The sequence below is a fragment of the Acutalibacter sp. JLR.KK004 genome, assembly GCF_036941085.1.
Lineage (GTDB): Bacteria > Bacillota > Clostridia > Oscillospirales > Acutalibacteraceae > Acutalibacter.
Map to the genome: position 1 here is coordinate 267,312 of NZ_JAYMNQ010000001.1, position 15,991 is coordinate 283,302.

General features: G+C 46.5%; 15 protein-coding genes and 4 pseudogenes. 5 read left to right on the forward strand and 14 right to left on the reverse strand.

Annotated elements, in window-relative coordinates; all coding sequences use genetic code 11:
- Nucleotides 1-383 precede the first annotated feature (383 nt).
- The 7 genes from VSQ30_RS01610 to VSQ30_RS01640 all read right to left on the reverse strand — a co-directional run bounded on the left by VSQ30_RS01610 (nt 384) and on the right by VSQ30_RS01640 (nt 5,497).
- Nucleotides 384-1,751 carry a sensor histidine kinase gene (locus VSQ30_RS01610; RefSeq protein ID WP_161475179.1) on the reverse strand — a complete coding sequence of 456 codons (1,368 nt, stop codon included), beginning with the start codon at nt 1,749-1,751 and terminating at the stop codon, nt 384-386.
- A complete protein-coding gene (locus VSQ30_RS01615; RefSeq protein ID WP_161475178.1) occupies nt 1,733-2,404 on the reverse strand; it encodes a response regulator transcription factor in 672 nt (223 codons plus the stop codon). The genes VSQ30_RS01610 and VSQ30_RS01615 overlap by 19 nt, the downstream gene beginning before the upstream one ends.
- A gap of 13 nt (nt 2,405-2,417) precedes the next feature.
- Entirely contained in the window at nt 2,418-2,786 is a 369-nt protein-coding gene (locus VSQ30_RS01620; RefSeq protein ID WP_160255004.1) for a NisI/SpaI family lantibiotic immunity lipoprotein, read from the reverse strand.
- Nucleotides 2,779-3,522: a lantibiotic immunity ABC transporter MutG family permease subunit gene (locus VSQ30_RS01625; protein WP_161475177.1), complete on the reverse strand. Its 744-nt coding sequence runs from the start codon at nt 3,520-3,522 to the stop codon at nt 2,779-2,781. The genes VSQ30_RS01620 and VSQ30_RS01625 overlap by 8 nt, the downstream gene beginning before the upstream one ends.
- Nucleotides 3,522-4,271 carry a lantibiotic immunity ABC transporter MutE/EpiE family permease subunit gene (locus tag VSQ30_RS01630; protein WP_161475176.1) on the reverse strand — a complete coding sequence of 250 codons (750 nt, stop codon included), beginning with the start codon at nt 4,269-4,271 and terminating at the stop codon, nt 3,522-3,524. The genes VSQ30_RS01625 and VSQ30_RS01630 overlap by 1 nt, the downstream gene beginning before the upstream one ends.
- A 4-nt stretch (nt 4,272-4,275) precedes the next feature.
- Nucleotides 4,276-4,971 carry a lantibiotic protection ABC transporter ATP-binding protein gene (locus VSQ30_RS01635; RefSeq protein ID WP_202612523.1) on the reverse strand — a complete coding sequence of 232 codons (696 nt, stop codon included), beginning with the start codon at nt 4,969-4,971 and terminating at the stop codon, nt 4,276-4,278.
- A gap of 151 nt (nt 4,972-5,122) precedes the next feature.
- Nucleotides 5,123-5,497 carry a TnpV protein gene (locus VSQ30_RS01640; RefSeq protein ID WP_161475216.1) on the reverse strand — a complete coding sequence of 125 codons (375 nt, stop codon included), beginning with the start codon at nt 5,495-5,497 and terminating at the stop codon, nt 5,123-5,125.
- Between the two features lie 432 nt (nt 5,498-5,929).
- Between VSQ30_RS01640 and VSQ30_RS01645 the strand changes: the two are divergent.
- Nucleotides 5,930-6,082, forward strand: a pseudogene (locus tag VSQ30_RS01645) (tyrosine-type recombinase/integrase); the annotation flags it as partial.
- A 324-nt stretch (nt 6,083-6,406) separates the two neighbouring features.
- Entirely contained in the window at nt 6,407-7,528 is a 1,122-nt protein-coding gene (locus VSQ30_RS01650; protein ID WP_334461542.1) for an aldo/keto reductase, read from the forward strand.
- Between the two features lie 59 nt (nt 7,529-7,587).
- Here the strand turns inward: VSQ30_RS01650 and VSQ30_RS01655 are convergent, their stop codons facing one another.
- The 6 genes and pseudogenes from VSQ30_RS01655 to VSQ30_RS01685 all read right to left on the reverse strand — a co-directional run bounded on the left by VSQ30_RS01655 (nt 7,588) and on the right by VSQ30_RS01685 (nt 12,792).
- On the reverse strand, nt 7,588-8,460 hold the full coding sequence (locus VSQ30_RS01655; protein ID WP_160642441.1) for a glycoside hydrolase family 25 protein: 873 nt from the start codon (nt 8,458-8,460) through the stop codon (nt 7,588-7,590).
- A gap of 148 nt (nt 8,461-8,608) precedes the next feature.
- Entirely contained in the window at nt 8,609-9,997 is a 1,389-nt protein-coding gene (locus VSQ30_RS01660) for an MATE family efflux transporter (RefSeq protein ID WP_334461544.1), read from the reverse strand.
- A gap of 429 nt (nt 9,998-10,426) precedes the next feature.
- Nucleotides 10,427-10,534: pseudogene (locus VSQ30_RS01665) on the reverse strand (integrase DNA-binding domain-containing protein); the annotation flags it as partial.
- 89 nt (nt 10,535-10,623) lie between these two features.
- Complete coding sequence (locus tag VSQ30_RS01670; protein ID WP_016220868.1) at nt 10,624-10,827, reverse strand: excisionase; 204 nt, start codon at nt 10,825-10,827, stop codon at nt 10,624-10,626.
- Nucleotides 10,828-11,766: 939 nt separating this feature from the next.
- Nucleotides 11,767-12,558, reverse strand: coding sequence for an HAD-IC family P-type ATPase (locus VSQ30_RS01680; RefSeq protein ID WP_502876164.1), 792 nt, complete (start codon nt 12,556-12,558; stop codon nt 11,767-11,769).
- An 81-nt stretch (nt 12,559-12,639) separates the two neighbouring features.
- A complete protein-coding gene (locus VSQ30_RS01685) occupies nt 12,640-12,792 on the reverse strand; it encodes a hypothetical protein (RefSeq protein ID WP_334461546.1) in 153 nt (50 codons plus the stop codon).
- A gap of 51 nt (nt 12,793-12,843) precedes the next feature.
- Between VSQ30_RS01685 and VSQ30_RS01690 the strand changes: the two genes are divergently transcribed.
- The 3 genes and pseudogenes from VSQ30_RS01690 to VSQ30_RS01705 all read left to right on the forward strand — a co-directional run bounded on the left by VSQ30_RS01690 (nt 12,844) and on the right by VSQ30_RS01705 (nt 15,485).
- Complete coding sequence (locus tag VSQ30_RS01690) at nt 12,844-13,062, forward strand: heavy-metal-associated domain-containing protein (protein ID WP_160641472.1); 219 nt, start codon at nt 12,844-12,846, stop codon at nt 13,060-13,062.
- A 62-nt stretch (nt 13,063-13,124) separates the two neighbouring features.
- Nucleotides 13,125-14,552, forward strand: a pseudogene (locus VSQ30_RS01695) (heavy metal translocating P-type ATPase); the annotation flags it as partial.
- A 447-nt stretch (nt 14,553-14,999) separates the two neighbouring features.
- Nucleotides 15,000-15,485 carry a GNAT family N-acetyltransferase gene (locus VSQ30_RS01705; RefSeq protein ID WP_334461548.1) on the forward strand — a complete coding sequence of 162 codons (486 nt, stop codon included), beginning with the start codon at nt 15,000-15,002 and terminating at the stop codon, nt 15,483-15,485.
- A gap of 148 nt (nt 15,486-15,633) precedes the next feature.
- Here the strand turns inward: VSQ30_RS01705 and VSQ30_RS01710 are convergent.
- Nucleotides 15,634-15,801 (reverse strand): annotated as a pseudogene (locus VSQ30_RS01710) (tyrosine-type recombinase/integrase); the annotation flags it as partial.
- Between the last annotated feature and the right edge of the window lie 190 nt (nt 15,802-15,991).

Consider the following 15,991-nt stretch of genomic DNA (forward strand, 5'->3'; position numbering starts at 1 on the left):
TCTACGGTTATAGGAGATACATATTCTGTTAAGTGGAGATTCTACTTCTGGTTTCATGGTGAGAAGTAGCGTTGCAAGAGCAGGGATTTTTTTAACTGGCTTCCTGCCATTCCCCGATATGCTATGTATTGATAAACTTTACTTTGTATGAGCAGATGGATGACCGCCCGAAAAAAGAACATAAAAAATCTCTCCAAACTCCAAAAAGCGAAGTCGGAGAGTGTTCAAAGCACGGCAAATCGGCTCACCGAAACATCGTTTTTTTTGTTTGGTGGGCAACATTTCATTTCATCCTTTCACTTTCAAAATAGTACAGGCTATTTTTGAAGATTTCATAAAGATTAAAAATAATGAGCGATACTATTTGCATCGCCCATGAAATTCTAATATGGAATTTTAATTGTGACTTGTCCGCCTTTTGTTTCAGAAGAATTTTCTAATATGAGCTGTCCATTATGCTGAGTGACAATAGTGCTTGTAATATAAAGCCCCATACCAAAATGCAGATTTGAATTTCGACTTCTGTTCCCCATAAAAAACTGTTCCTTTGCATGATACAATGTTTCGGGAGTAAAGCCATCTCCCTCATCGGTTACAGATATTTTCAGAAATCCGTCAGCTTTCTGTGCCGTTACATAAAGGTTTCCTCCTTGTGGCGAATAGTCTAACGCATTGTGAATGACGTTCATAATTGCCCGTTCCAACAACAATTTATCTGCTTTGAAATATCTTTCACTTGTTTCTATTTCCATGTGCAGACATATCCCATTTGTAATACACAATGAATTTGCCTGCGATTCAATCCGCTTCATATATTCAATTAGGTCAATATCTTCTAAATGGAGCTGATACCCCGTAACCGTCTGGGATATATCAATTAAGGTTCTAATATACAACTGCATCTGTTCCGAACTTTCTGTAATATACTTCGCATACAACTGTTGTTCATCATCAAGCTTTGTTTCGCTTATTAAATCTATATTGCCTTGAATTACTGTCAAAGGTGTTTTCAAATCATGGGAAAGTGCTGCAATCTGTTCTCTTTGTAATTGTTCTATTTTCCATTGCTGCTCTAAAGATGATTTTAAACTGTCTTTCATTTTTGAAATGGAGTACAGTACTGCGTTATACTCGCTTATTTCGGAACTTCCCACTTCAAAGTCAAGATTCTGATACTGAATTTGTTCTGTAGCCATAGTCAACGGTGCTAACTGTACTTTCAGCTTTTTGGAATATCGCAGCGTCAAAAAAACGCAAACGGCAATGCAGTTGATTCCTATGAGCATCAACAACAGGGTTTCGGGGGCGGGTAAATATTTCTGCATCCAGTCACTTTTATACTGTGAGCCTACATAATATTTTAATACACAATATTCTTCTTCCCTCGGTATGAATTGATATTGCGTCCTACTTGTGAGGTCACTGTTTTCTCCAGTTTTTGCAAATTTTAATGCATTGCTCTGTTCTGTTACATCCATATTTGTATAAAGGATGTTGTAATCTGTATCAAGTATTAAATATTCACAATAGGATGGGATGGCAACTTTTGTAATATCTGGAGCTGCAGCAATGATTGGAGATATTTTTTGCACGGAATGTTCCGCATTATTGGCATAGGTCACATACCCTGCACTTGAAGCCAGTGCAAGAAGCAGGAAGGGAATTGCCACTGACAGGAACAGACCTGATATCAAAATGATTAAAAATCTCCAGAAAACTTTTTGCAATGAAATCAATTTTGCCTTTCCCATCTGTATCCAACCCCCCAGACTGTATTAATCGGAGCAATGCCGTATCCCGCCAGTTTACTGCGGATATTTCTTATATGTGTTGCGATTGTCAAATCATCACTGTCACCGTCAAACCCAAAGACCGCTTCATAAATCTGTTCCCTTGTGAATACCTGTCCGCTGTTTCTGGCTAAATACTCGCAAATCTCATATTCACTTTTGGTTAAGCTGATTTTTTCCCCTTTTACAGATAGTTCCTTTGAGGACAAATCAAACTTGATTTCCTGCTCAAATCCTAAAGTGTTATGATGCTCCCGCCTTTCCCGCCGCAGATGGGCAGAAACACGGGCTCTCAGTTCTCCTATTCGGAAAGGTTTTGTAATATAATCATCAGCCCCTAATCCTAACCCGTAGATGATGTCTGTTTCCAAAACCTTTGCAGTAAGAAACAGAATCGGACAATCCACAAGCCCTCGGATTTTTTTGCAAAACATGAATCCATCAACATCTGGCATCATAATATCTAACAAAATCAAATCGTAATCTTTCAAGCGGTCTACCGCAACATCCGTTGCACTTCCACATATAGCAACAATATGACCATCTTTTTCCAAGCCATTCTTAACTAAGTCAAGAATGGCTTTTTCATCGTCAATTACCAACAACCGTGCCAATTTAAATCCTCCTTTATTTATCTGTCAATTCTGCAATAAAATATTTTTCATTGATATTTACTGCAATATCCGTTGTTCCCTCAAGCATATAAACATATCCATACCGCAATTTATCTCCTTCAACCGTTGTGATGTTTTGAGAAACCTGCCCAATTTCTTCACCTAAATCAGAGGCTTTTGTTGTTCTTTCTGTAATGGCGTATGTCTTTCCGTCAAAGCTTATCTCCGTATAATCAGCAGTATTCAGCTCATATTTTGGAAGAGTGTCATTCAGCGTATTATTCTTATCAGCCGTATCCAATATTTGATTGTTATTGCAGCCCGTGAAACAGACACTTAAAGCTATCAGACATACACATACCAACAGCATTTTCTTAATCATTTTCTTTTCCTCCGTCCCATAACTTAATCCAAATAATGCCGATAGCAAACAACACAAGCACCACCATTACATTTATTATAATCCCACCGTAAAATGAATTGCAACTCTGCAAATAAGCATTCCTGTCCGTGACAGAAAGACACCAGAAATCCATAAAGCGGACGCTCCACGCCCACGGAATATATTGCCAACATATATCCCCTAAACCCGTGAGCATAATTGCCGCCAATAAACTTCCTGCTATTCCAAGCCCCATAGAAGCACTTTTACCAAACATGAAAGCACACAGGAAATGTATCAGATATATAGGGGCAGTACCTAAAAGCAGAAGCCCTATAATCTGAATGCAGCCATTTATGGAAGCAAACGGAAAAAGGAGTGAAAAACAGGCAACAGCAACTACACAAAATAATAAGGAATTTATCAGTAAGAAACATATTTCCCCGATATAAACGCTTACCCTTGACGGGACAGCACTCAATATAAATTGATACTGTCCTGCCCGACTTTCCTGCTGTGCAATGATTCCCACGGTGATTCCAATCAAAAACGGATATATGATACCCATCATTTCAAGAAAAGCACTTATCTTAAGTGTCCTGTCCCAATTTGAAATATGAAAATAGCCTGCAAATGCCAAAGCCAATACAAAAGGGACAAGTACATAAATAACACTCAGTATAGAACGCTTCGTTTTAAGACAATTCGCTCTTATACACCTTAATATTGTTCTCACTATTTTACCTCCTGCTGTGAAAAACTTTTAGCACTGAGCCTTAGCAAAGTGAAACTTAGTATCACGGAAAACAGTAATGCTAAAACAATCATCGCAACTGGCACTGGTAAATTACCTGCTTCTTCAGAAACAGGTACACCGTTTGGCAATATCCCAATTGCAGGAACCATTAAACGGGATATCCAACTATACGGGCAAAAAATCCAAAACTTAGTATTCGCCAGTGCTACCCCTAAGAATGAGCCTATTCCTGCATTTATCACAACTGTTGCAAATGCACCAACCTTTTTCGACAGCCACAAGCAGACTGGTATTTCCCACATAGATGCCACAATAATACAAAAGATGCCCGCTGTAGCCTGAATCAGCGATATACTGATTGGAATTTCGTAAATAAGGAAAACTGCCACGCCGCCAAGCATATTCAAACTTAAGAATACTAAGTTTGCTGCAATGTCAAAAAGCAATATAACAGTCGCTTTTGCAATCCAGACATTTTCAAGCTTTATGGAAAGAGGAATAAGGCTTCTGTATTTCATCTTTCCCCCGTCCCGCTGCTCGCATATTGTACAAAGCAAAGTAAGGCAGCCTGGGAAAAGCAAAATATACCACCAGTTAAATGAATTTTGCTGATACCACATTGGTGCAAACACATTCATAAGCAGCGTAATAACAGGGGCAAGGATAAGAATTTTCATTACAAAAGTCCGTCTGTGTTTCATCCATTCTGAGCGTATATATTTTTTCATCCTGTTACCTCCTGCTTTCTTCAACGACTTTGAGAAACAGTTCCTCAAGATTTCCACTATGCTGCATTTCGCCCTCATATCCAAGCGTACCGTTTGCAATAATGCCTATGTCATCTGCAATAAGCTGTACCTCTGAAAGAATATGACTTGACAATATAACTGTTATCCCTTGCTGTGGAAATGAGCGGATTAAGTTTCGCAATTCTCCGATACCAATCGGGTCTAATCCGTTTGTCGGCTCATCCAGAATTAACAAAGACGGATGATTCAGCAATGCTATTGCAATCCCCAACCGCTGTTTCATCCCCATTGAGAATTGTCCTGCTTTTTTCTTTCCTGTATTTTGCAAATCCACAATTTTTAATACATCATTTATTCGCTGCTCTGGTAAGCCTAACAAAATAGTCCTTACTTTTAAATTTTCAAATGCCGTCAGATTTTCATATAACGGGGGATTTTCTATCAAAGCCCCAATATGCTTTAAGTCCTGTCTGTTCCATGCATGGCTGGCAAATTCAATCGTGCCAGATGTTGGACGGAGCATACCTGTTACCATCTTTAGGATTGTAGATTTTCCTGCCCCGTTCGGACCTAATAGTCCGTAAACGCTTTTTTCCCGTACATGGATTGATACATCCGTTACAGCAGAATGTTTCCCAAAATTCCTACTAAGATTTGTTGTTTTCAATATGAAATCCATAGTGTTCATTTCCTTTCTTGATTTTGATAGGAAAAGGGTACTGTACAGTTTTGAAGATTTCATAAAGATATACCATTTTATTCAACATTTTACATACAAAGGGAGCAAGGAAATATCCTCGCCCCCTGATTATTATTTGCAATATATAAATCTATGAATATATGATTTCCCTTTCCACAACTTCCCTTGCACAAGCCCTCACATCATTGTGCCGTCCTGTCCATTCTAAGGCATTTTCTTCCTTTAGCTGTTCTGTTATGCCCTGTGCCTGTTTCATGCCCTCTATGAGCCTTTCAAAGCGTTCCTGTGCCTGCCTGTCTACATCGACAAGATAGGCATTGAGCCTGCCGCTTGTGAGAAGATTGGTGTATGTAACCCTGCGGTATTGCTTCAGATAGTCTAAGTGCCGCTGTCCCCATATGCCTATTGACTGTTCTTCTTCGGCAGGTAAAGCTATGCACGGTATTAGATAATCTCCTTGCCTTTTGTATCTGCCGCCCAGTTCCTCAAATAATGATTTTGCCATTGCTTGTTACCTCCACATTCATTTTTATTTTGAATGTCCGCAAAATCCGTCCTACATCACCAGGGCAGAGTTATCTATAAACAAAAAAGCCGCACAGTAGCTGAACATCCGTCAGTTACTGTGCGGCTGATATGAATTAAAATCGGTATTACCGGGTTGCTGCCCGTTTGTCCTTTATGTGAAATGGTTCCTTATCACCTCCCAGTCTGCCCCCACCAAAGGGCGTATTGTAATGGAAAAAGAATGGTGGCAAATCCGAAAATCCTCTCTGATTAAGATTGCTCATGGATTTCTTTGCTTTCAGAAAACAACAACATATAGTATTGTATACATTATTTGTTTCTGTATTTAGTGTCATATACGCGCTTTACAACACCTGAGCAACCTTGGTAATAATGGGTTTTCCGATTTGTCCTTATTATACCGTAAGGGCATACGTTCTGCACCAATTTAGCAAACGCAGGAATGAACCCGAAAGCATTGCAGTATATCATGGGACATTCCAACATCAACATGACGCTGAACTATTACGCCCATGCTACCTCTGATAGCGCAATGGCAGAAATGGAACGGCTGATTGCTTAGTAGTAGATAGAGGTTTTACTACTTGATTTACTACTTTTGGACGCGAAAACATGAGGGGAAATGAGAATATATACGAGCTTCTTCCGATTTGAAAAATGCCGGAAAGCCTGTAAATACAGGCTATACCGGCTTATGAGAACTTATAAGGAGATAGTCAAAAACTATATTTTGATTTTTACAAAAAACTGTCTTGACTTTAAGTGTGCTTTAAGCTTTATAATAAAGAAAGGGAATGCCTGTTTTGAAAATGTGCGCGGATGGGGCATTCCAACGCGGCCCGTAAAAAACAGTTTTTCAGGAAGAAAACGAGAAGGAGTGCTGGCAATGGCTGACAAGTACTTAGGAGAAAGCATTAAAAAGCTGGGCTTTGGCCTGATGCGCCTGCCCATGAAGGATCAGGAAATTGACATGGAGCAGACGAAAAAAATGGTGGACGCCTTTATGGAAAAGGGCTTTACCTATTTTGACACGGCTTATGTGTATATCGGCGGCAAATCGGAAGTGGCTTTAAAGGAAGCTGTGGTGGATCGCTATCCCCGGGAAAGCTTCCAGTGCGCCAGCAAGCTGCCTATGTTCGACATCAAGAAGCCCGAGGACATGGCTCCCATTTTCCAGGAGTCCTTGGACAGGGCGGGCCTTTCCTACTATGATTTTTATCTGCTCCACGCATTGAACCGGGACACCGCCAAAAAGTCTGAGGAGCTGGACGCCTGGGGCTTTGTCCAGAAGATGAAGGAGGAGGGAAAGATAAAGCACATCGGCTTCTCTTTCCACGACACCGCGGACGTGCTGGAGGATATCCTTACAAAGCACCCGGAGGCGGAGTTTGTGCAGCTTCAGATTAACTATGCCGACTGGGAAAGCGACAGCGTCCAGTCCAGGCTGTGCTATGAAGCGGCCCGCAGGCACAATGTGCCTGTTATCATCATGGAGCCTGTAAAGGGCGGCTCCCTTGCCGCCATGACCCCGGAGGTGCAGAAACTCTTTAAGGACGCTAATCCGGAGATGTCCATCCCCTCCTGGGCTGTGCGGTACTGCGCCTCTCTGGACGGGATTGTGACGGTGCTTTCCGGCATGTCTGACGAGGCCCAGTTAAACGACAATGTTTCCTACATGGCAGACTTTAAGCCCCTTTCCGACAGCGAACGGGAGGTTGTGGGCAAGGCGGTGGAGATCCTGAACAGCATCCCCACCATCCCCTGCACCGGCTGCAAATACTGTGTGGACGGCTGCCCCCAGAAGATTAACATCCCCTCTGTGTTCACAGCCATGAACAAGCTTACCCTGTATAATAACCCGGAAAGCTCCAAGGGCGAGTATGGCAGGGTGACAAAGGACGGCGGCAAGGCCTCCGACTGCATCCAGTGCGGGAACTGCGAGTCCCACTGCCCCCAGCACATTGAGATTATCGAGACTTTGAAGAAGGCTGCCGCCCAGTTTGAATAAAAACAGGGCGCGAGAAAGCTTTGGCCCCCAATCCGTAGGGATTGGGGGCCTTTTGCTGCTTATGGCTCTTTTTCCTCCAGCTCATCCAGCAGGCGCAGCACCTTCTCGATGACAACCAGCGCCCGGGCATAGGTTTCGCTGGCGTCTATCCGGGTGTCTTTCCCGCTGTCCTCTGTGCCCAGCAGATCCAGCCGCCGGTAGACCTCCTCCACCGGGCCTCTGGCCCAATCTGGCAGGGAGGAAATGCGGGGATACCGGGCTTCGTTTTTGTCATACACTGCCTGGGCTTCCTCCCGGGCAAGCTTTGCCACCTCGTCTCGGGTCATATCCGTACCCTCCATTCCCTTTATGATGGCGGGATAGTCCCGGAAGGCCCTGTTCATGTCGAAACGCCTGCCGTTTATCACGCCCCTGTCTGTATACTGCCACAGCCCTGCCCCCTGGTAGTCCAGGGTGTCGTTCCACTGGGCCACCCATTTGTCAAAGGGGTTTAACCGGGGGCTGTTCAGCCGGGTGCGCCACCAGTTTAAAGAGGAGTAGATGCCGCAGTACAGCCCGGCCTTTTCCATCTCCCGGCAGTAGGTTACGCAGTTGTCAATCAGGGTTTCCCCTGCGGGCAGGGCCACGTCCTCTACGTCATACCACACCCCGTACAGGGGCCTGCGCCCCTGGAGCAGCCGCAGGGTGTGGCGGGCTTCGCTGCGGGCCATGTCCGTGTTGCGGGCATAGGAGTACAGGTACACCCCGTAGGGCATGGCTGCCGCTTCGCATTTCCTTACATTTGCCTGATATTGTACGTCGTCCTGGGAAGCGTAGTCGCTGCCATAGCCGCAGCGGATTATGACGAAATCCACTTTGCCCTTTAGCGCCCCTATATCCACATCTCCGTTAAACTGGGAGATGTCTACGCCTGTCGCTACATACTCTGCCAAAAAAAGTCCTCCTTTCCACTTGCGCCCTGTATATGCTATGCGTTCCCCTGACAGGCTGTGCATGGCTGGGGCGGAAAGCAAAAAGCCCTGCCTTCCTGCTGGCAGGCAGGAGGGCAGGGGGATGGTTTGGGAAAGGGAGAGGGAAGGCTCAGGCTGGCTCCGGCGTTTCTTCCGGCTGCGCCCCGCTGGACTTGATGCAGCGCCTGAGCCAGTTCATCCGCAGATAATAGACGGTGAACACCAGGGCTGTCACCGCCCAGGTGACGGGATAGTTCATAGCCACCATCTCCATGGTGGGCAGGAAGGGCACCGCAGCAAAAATCCATAAAACCCGCAGGCCGCACACCCCGAAGGTGGTGATAAGCATGGGCTGCAGGGCCTCCCCGGCCCCCCGGATGGCGCCGGAGAAGATTTCGATGAACACGAACAGGAAATAGGAGGGGCCTAATATCCACAAAAAGCGCTGCCCGATGGCGATAACCGTTTCGTCCCCGGTGAAAAACCGCAGCAGCGGCTCCATAAACGCCAGCATCAGGGCGCTGAGGGCCAGGGTGGTGCCTAAGGTCAGCCCCAGGCACACCTTTACACTGCGCTTTACCCGGCTGTACTTCCTGGCCCCGAAATTCTGCCCCACAAAGGTGGTGATGGAGATGCCGAAAGCGCCCATCACCATCCAGATAAAGCCGTCTATCTTGCCGATGGCTGCCCAGGAGGCGATGGCGTCTGTGCCAAAGGAGTTGATGCTGGCTTGGATAACCAGGTTGGAGAAGGAATACATGACAGACTGCAGGCCGGCGGGCAGGCCGATGCGGATGACGTTCTTTAAAATGCTCCTGTCAAACCGGATGTGCCGAAGCTCCACCCGGTAGCCCTCCCTTGTACACATGAGCCGCAGCATGATCAGGACGGCGCTGACCACCTGGGAAAGGACGGTGGCCAGGGCCACGCCCAGCACCCCCCAGTGGAACACCACCACAAAGAGCAAGTCCAGCACAATGTTTACAAGGCAGCAGGCAATGAGCACATACAGGGGCATGCGGCTGTCCCCGATGGCCCGCAGCACGCCGGTGCCCACGTTATAGATCATGCAGAAAACAATGCCTCCATAGTAGATGTTCAGGTACAGCAGGGCGTCGTCCAGGATTTCCTCCGGCACGCCTAAAAGCCCCAGGGAGGGCCTTGCGGTGAGCAGGCCCAGCACCATGATGACCGCCCCGCCCCCCAGGGCCAGGGCCACAGAGGTGTGGACGGCCTTGGAGAGGTTCTTCCAGTCGCCCCCGCCAAAAAACTGGGAGATGATTACGGTGGCGCCGGAGGAAAGCCCCACAAAGAAGCCTACCAGCAGGTTTATGAGGGTGCCGGTGGTGCCCACTGCCGCCAGGGCCTGTGTGCCCACATACTGGCCCACGATGATGGTGTCCACCGTGTTATAGAGCTGCTGGAAAAAGGTGCCGATGAGGATGGGGAAAAAGAAGATGAGAAGCTGTTTCCAGATGACCCCTTCGGTGATGCTGTTTTCGCGAACCGCTTTTTCCATTGTTATGACCATTCCTTTCCGCTACGCTGCAAGGCACCAAAAGAAGATGAAACGTGGATACCTATAGCGCAACTAATAAAAATTTGCCCTAAAAAATTTATGGTGAATTTAGATTATCTCTTTAGAAGTTCTTATATGTCGGTATAGCCCGTATTTTCGGGCTTTCCCGGCATTTTAGATATGGGGAGAAGTTCTTATATACCCTCAAAACCTTTTAGGTTTTCCCTCTGGGTGGTAGTAAAAGAAGTAGTAAATCCGTCTGCGGCTATGCTGCAATCAGCCTTTCCATTTCAGCCCTTGCGGAAGCGAATGTTGCGTGTGCGTAATAATTCAGCGTCATGGTAATGTTGGAATGTCCCATGATATACTGTAACGCTTCCCGGCTGGGGTCTTGTCCGTAGGTACTAACTTCCACGCATAGACAAATTACACTTTACCAAAAGTATCGGTATATTTGTAAGCATATCTCCCGTCTTTTCTCTGGCTCTCTCCCGAACGCAAAATGCGGTTTCTATTATCACGTCTTTTCGACCACATTGTTTTTGCTCCTTTCCGTGTCGGAAAGAGCCTTGATATGCCTATATCTATTATAGCATATTCAAGGCTCCTTTTCACTATCTTTTTCGCTAAATTGCGTCCAGTGTATCAATGACTTTTTCAAACTGTTTCCTCTTGATCTGAATACGGTTCCCGTTCAAGATCACCCAGCCCGCCGTGGGATTTTCCTCTGCAAGTTTCCGCAGCTTGTTTTCCCCAATGCGAAAATATTTTGACGCTTCCTCAATGGTAAGTGTGTACTTTTCCCAAATAGGCACATCAGCATTGTTCATTCTATAAATCCCCCTTTCAAAAAATGGGTAAATGGTTAATAGTGAAAAAGGCTTAAATCGGACGGTTAGCAGCATAACCTCACGGGAGTTTCACCCCTGCATGGTTCTCATGCAGCCCTACCCATTGCCTGCGACGCTAAACGAAACGCAGTTTCGTATAAACGCATCGGACTGTGGCGGTAAGTAACCTGTAATTCTGCGCTGTCGTCGCCCGCAGAGCCGCAAACACATATATGTGTTTTACTTGCTCCCCGGCGCGGTGTTGGTCGCTCGGCTGTCCCAGCGGGGAAAAGAAACCCCTGCCGGGATAGCGTCATGGCGCACCCGCTGTATGGCTCGGCGCAAAAGGGACGTATCCGATCTGCCCTAGCTTCATTCTTCAATGCCCGCTTGCAAAAGCCATTAAAAGCACAACGGATTTGCCATTGGGTACGATTAGGTTCGTTCATGTTCTCACCTCCTTTCGCAGCCGCGAAAGCGGGTGATTTTTTCTGATGTCCCCTTTCGTAAACCCTCAAACCATAAAAATTAAAATTGGACGTTGGTTTCGGGAAATTTCTCAAAAAAAGTTTTGAGAAAATACAAAATGCACCCGTCTGAAAAATGCAGACGGGCGCAGAGGAATTGTAAGCAGTATTCAGTTAATTAGACAGTTCATATTCATGGGTAGAATTTCCCCTGGCGGTGGACGGGCTTTTTTGATATGTCAATGACCGTCGGATTTTGTCGATACGGTATGTGCTTCATGGCGGCTACCTCCTTTAGCCGCCGCTTTTAACAGTGAAACCGCGTCATTCCTTTAGAAGATAAAAAAGAAACGGCGGCTTTGATCTCTCAAAAGCCGCCGTGTATGAATAGGCGTGTGAAAATACCTCTGCTATAAGGTAGATACTCGTAAGACAGTATTAGATTTGTTTTTTGGAAACGGCGTAGCGTTGGCTATGCCGTTTCCCCGTTTTGTAAGTCGTTCAACAGGGACGCAGGGAGTATTCCCACAAGGTCATAGGATATGTCAATCTGCTGTTCCCTATGTCCGTTTGAAGTGTCCGGCATATGGACGTAAACTGCTTTCACCATGTCATTCAGTACGGCGGGTGTCAGTTCGTCCATGTCGAGATACTCATGCACCTTGCTGATGAACCGTTCAATGTTGCTCAACTGAATGGCCGTGGACACATCCAGCAGATCACTTTTCATCAGCACAATGTCGGCGGATTCTATCGCTACATCTGTTCCCGCTCCGATGGCGATACCCACATCGGCCCTGGCCAGCGCGGGAGCATCGTTGATGCCGTCCCCAACCATCGCCACCTTTTTGCCGCTGTCCTGCAAGCGGCGTATTTCCTTTTCCTTGTCCTGGGGGAACACTTCGGCCACTACCCGATCTACGCCGACCTGCCGCTGGATGGCCTGGGCGGTCTTTGCATTGTCCCCGGTGAACATGACCACCTCAATACCGAGGCCGGACAATTCCTGGATAGCCTGGGCGCTGGTAGGCTTGACTACATCGGCCACAGCGATCACGCCCATGAGCTTCCCGGCGCGGGCAAAGAACAGGGGCGTTTTGCCCTCTGCCGCCAGTGTTTCCCCGGAACGCAGCAGTTCCCCGCCCGTGATATTGTGGGCGTCCATCATGCGGCGGTTGCCTGCCAGACACATTTCACCGTCTACCCGGCCTACGATGCCTTGACCGGGAATCTGCTGGAAGTCCTCAACCGGGGACAGCGGCATCCCCGGTAGGGGAATGGCATTGACCGAGGGCTATTATAAACGGTTTTCACCTCCGCTGTCCGCTCCATTGTGGAGCATTTTTTATCCAAATGGTTTTTGTTTTTCGGGAGAAATCCAATCAGGAGGTTTTGCGCTCCAAAGAGGAATATCGGGTCCAAAAGCATTGACTTTATGGGGGCTGATGGCTATACTGCAAAGCTGAACGATTAAACAGATTTTTAATCGTTCAGCCATGTCTAACCAACCACAAACCACATATTTTAACAAAGAAAGGAACTCAACGCTATGAAAAAGACTATTAAGCTCATTGACCTGGACTGCGGCCACTGTGCCGACAAAATCCAGAACGCCGTCCAGAAGATCGACGGTGTGACCAGCGTGGCCGTCAACTTCCTGGGCCAGAAGATGGTGCTGGAGGCCCCGGACGAGAAGTTTGACGCTGTGCTGGCCGAGGCCACGGCGCTCATCAAGAAGATCGAGCCGGATGTGACGGTCAAGGCGTAACTATGCAAAAGCACCGGCTGCCGTTTGGTAGCCGGTGCTTTTGCAGGAAGGAGAGTATCAACATGACAAAAAAACAAAAGCATTTGCTGACCCGCATCATCGTGGCGGCGGTGTTGTTCGCCGCCGGTGGCCTGCTCCATCTGGAGGGCTGGGTGGAGCTGGGGGTCTACCTGGTCTGCTATGCGGTGATCGGCTGGGATATTGTCTGGAAAGCCATCACCAACATCCTGCATGGTCAAGTGTTTGACGAGAATTTCCTCATGACGATTGCCACCGTTGGGGCGCTGATTTTAGGCGAACACTCCGAGGGCGTGGCCGTTATGCTGTTCTATCAGGTAGGCGAGTGGTTCCAGTCCTATGCTGTTTCCAAGTCCCGCCGCTCCATCACCAGCCTGATGGATATTCGCCCGGACTACGCCAACATTGAGAAAGACGGCAAGATCATTAAGGGCAGTTCCACGCTGGACACTTCTGCTCTGACGGGAGAATCCATGCCCCGTGAGGTGGAGGCAGGCATGGAGGTTATCAGCGGGTGCATCAATCAGACCGGCATTTTAACCATCCAGACCACCAAGGAATTTGGAGAATCCACCGTAGCCAAAATTCTTGACCTTGTTGAGAACGCCAGCGACAAAAAGGGCCGCATGGAAAACTTCATCACCCGCTTTGCCCGGTACTATACGCCGGTGGTGGTATTCGCCGCCCTCGCTCTGGCAGTCCTGCCGCCGCTGGTAACGGGACAGGCGTTCAGTATTTGGATTTACCGGGCGCTGACCTTCCTGGTGATTTCCTGCCCCTGTGTGCTGGTGATCTCCATTCCGCTCAGTTTCTTCGGTGGCATCGGCGGCGCGTCCAAAATCGGCGTACTCGTCAAGGGCAGCAATTATCTGGAGGCACTGGCCTACACGGAAACCGTTGTGTTCGATAAGACCGGCACTTTGACAAAAGGCTCCTTTGCTGTCACAGAAATTCAAGCAAATGGCATAACGGACGAGGAACTTCTGGAACTGGCGGCGTATGCGGAGGACTACTCCAATCATCCGATCTCGCTGTCCATCCAAAAAGCCTATGGCAAGAAAATTGACAACAGCCGTATTACCGATGTGCAGGAAATCGCGGGGCATGGTGTCCAGGCGGTGATTGATGGTATGACGGTGCTGGCCGGAAATGCCAAGCTGATGGAGCGGGAGCATATTCCCTATACGGCCTCCAACGCTATTGGTACTGTGGTCTATGTGGCCTTTGATGGAAGATACGCAGGGTGTATTGTGATTGCGGATGAAATCAAGGCAGACGCGCCCGCTGCCATTAAGACGCTGAAAGCCGCCGGTATTCGCCAGACGGTCATGCTCACCGGCGATGCGGATGCAGTTGGGCAGGACGTGGCCCGCCGCCTGGGTCTGGATCGAGCCTACACCGAACTGCTCCCCGCCGACAAAGTAGACCGTGTGGAGGAACTGCTGGCACAGAAAAACGAGGTGAAATCTCTTACAATAGGAAATATAATCTCCTGTCATAAGAGATAGAAATTCATATTTGCACACTTGATACAGTTCGTTCAAGCGGCTATACTATATGCAGTACACAGTGGGAGGTCGGTTATGTTTGAATATATGACGGCACAGGAAGCCGCAGAGAAATGGAATGTATCGCTAAGATGGGTATAACGACTTTGTAAAGAAAACCGTATTAACGGTGCGATGAATATCAACCGTGTGTGGCTTATACCGAAAAATGCCCAAAAACCTATGGACGGTAGGACACTAAGGGGAAAGTATAAAAAGATAGAAAATGAAATTTAATTGCCGCAAACTGATTTAAGGATTATTTAATAACTTCTATGCTATGATTTTTGAAAAAGTTTTGGATTTGATTTACAATTTAATATGTCAGGAAGATAAACAGAGTGAAAAATCGGAATTTGCGAGGGAAAATGCATGATTAGAATAAGACCATATAAAGCTTCAGATGTAGATACAATTTTATCATGGTGTCAGGATGAAAAAGTATTTTATCAATGGACAGCAGGTATACTCGGTAATTATCCGATAACGCAAAAGGAATTTTGTTTTGTTGAATCTCTAATGCCGTTTACTGCATTTGATGATACAGGAATCGTTGGCTTTTTTACACTAAGAAACCCTGATGAATCATTGGATGAACTACGTTTTGGATTTGTTATTGTAAATCCTCACAAGAGAGGAAAAGGCTATGGAAAAGCTATGCTCCGGCTGGGTCTAAAATTTGTATTTGAAATATATGGAGCAAAAAAAGCATCATTGGGCGTTTTTGAGAATAATCTCCCGGCTCATTATTGTTATAAAGCAGTCGGTTTTAGTGATACAGTTCTTGATACGACAGAAACATATTGTGTTCTGGGTGAAGAATGGAAGTGCGAAGAATTGATTATCGAAAACAGATAAATTCCCGTTTATCTACTAACTGCCTTAACTTTCCTTAATTTTCAAGGCTTTGCGGTATGCCTGACCTCAAAATATGTATCCTTTTCCCTTGTTTTTGCCCTTATGAGCAGATTACAAGGGAAAGTTTTTGTTATTCAGTTTTCATTGATTAATTCATTCCCACAACCTTATCCAAGAGTTTAGCTGAATCCCGTTTTGCCTCCCTTGTAGCATGTGCATAGACATTCATGGTGGTGCTTACGTCTGAATGTCCTAAAAGTTCCTGCACATCTTTTGGCTGCGCCCCGTTTGATAACAGGTTTGTTGTGTATGTGTGCCCTTACGGTATAATAAGGACAAATCGGAAAACCCATTATTACCAAGGTTGCTCAGGTGTTGTAAAGCGCGCATATGACACTAAATACAGAAACAAATAATGTATACAATACTATATGTTGTTGTTTTCTGAAAGCAAAGAAATCCATGAGCAATCTTAATCAGAGAGGATTTTCGGATTTGCCACCATT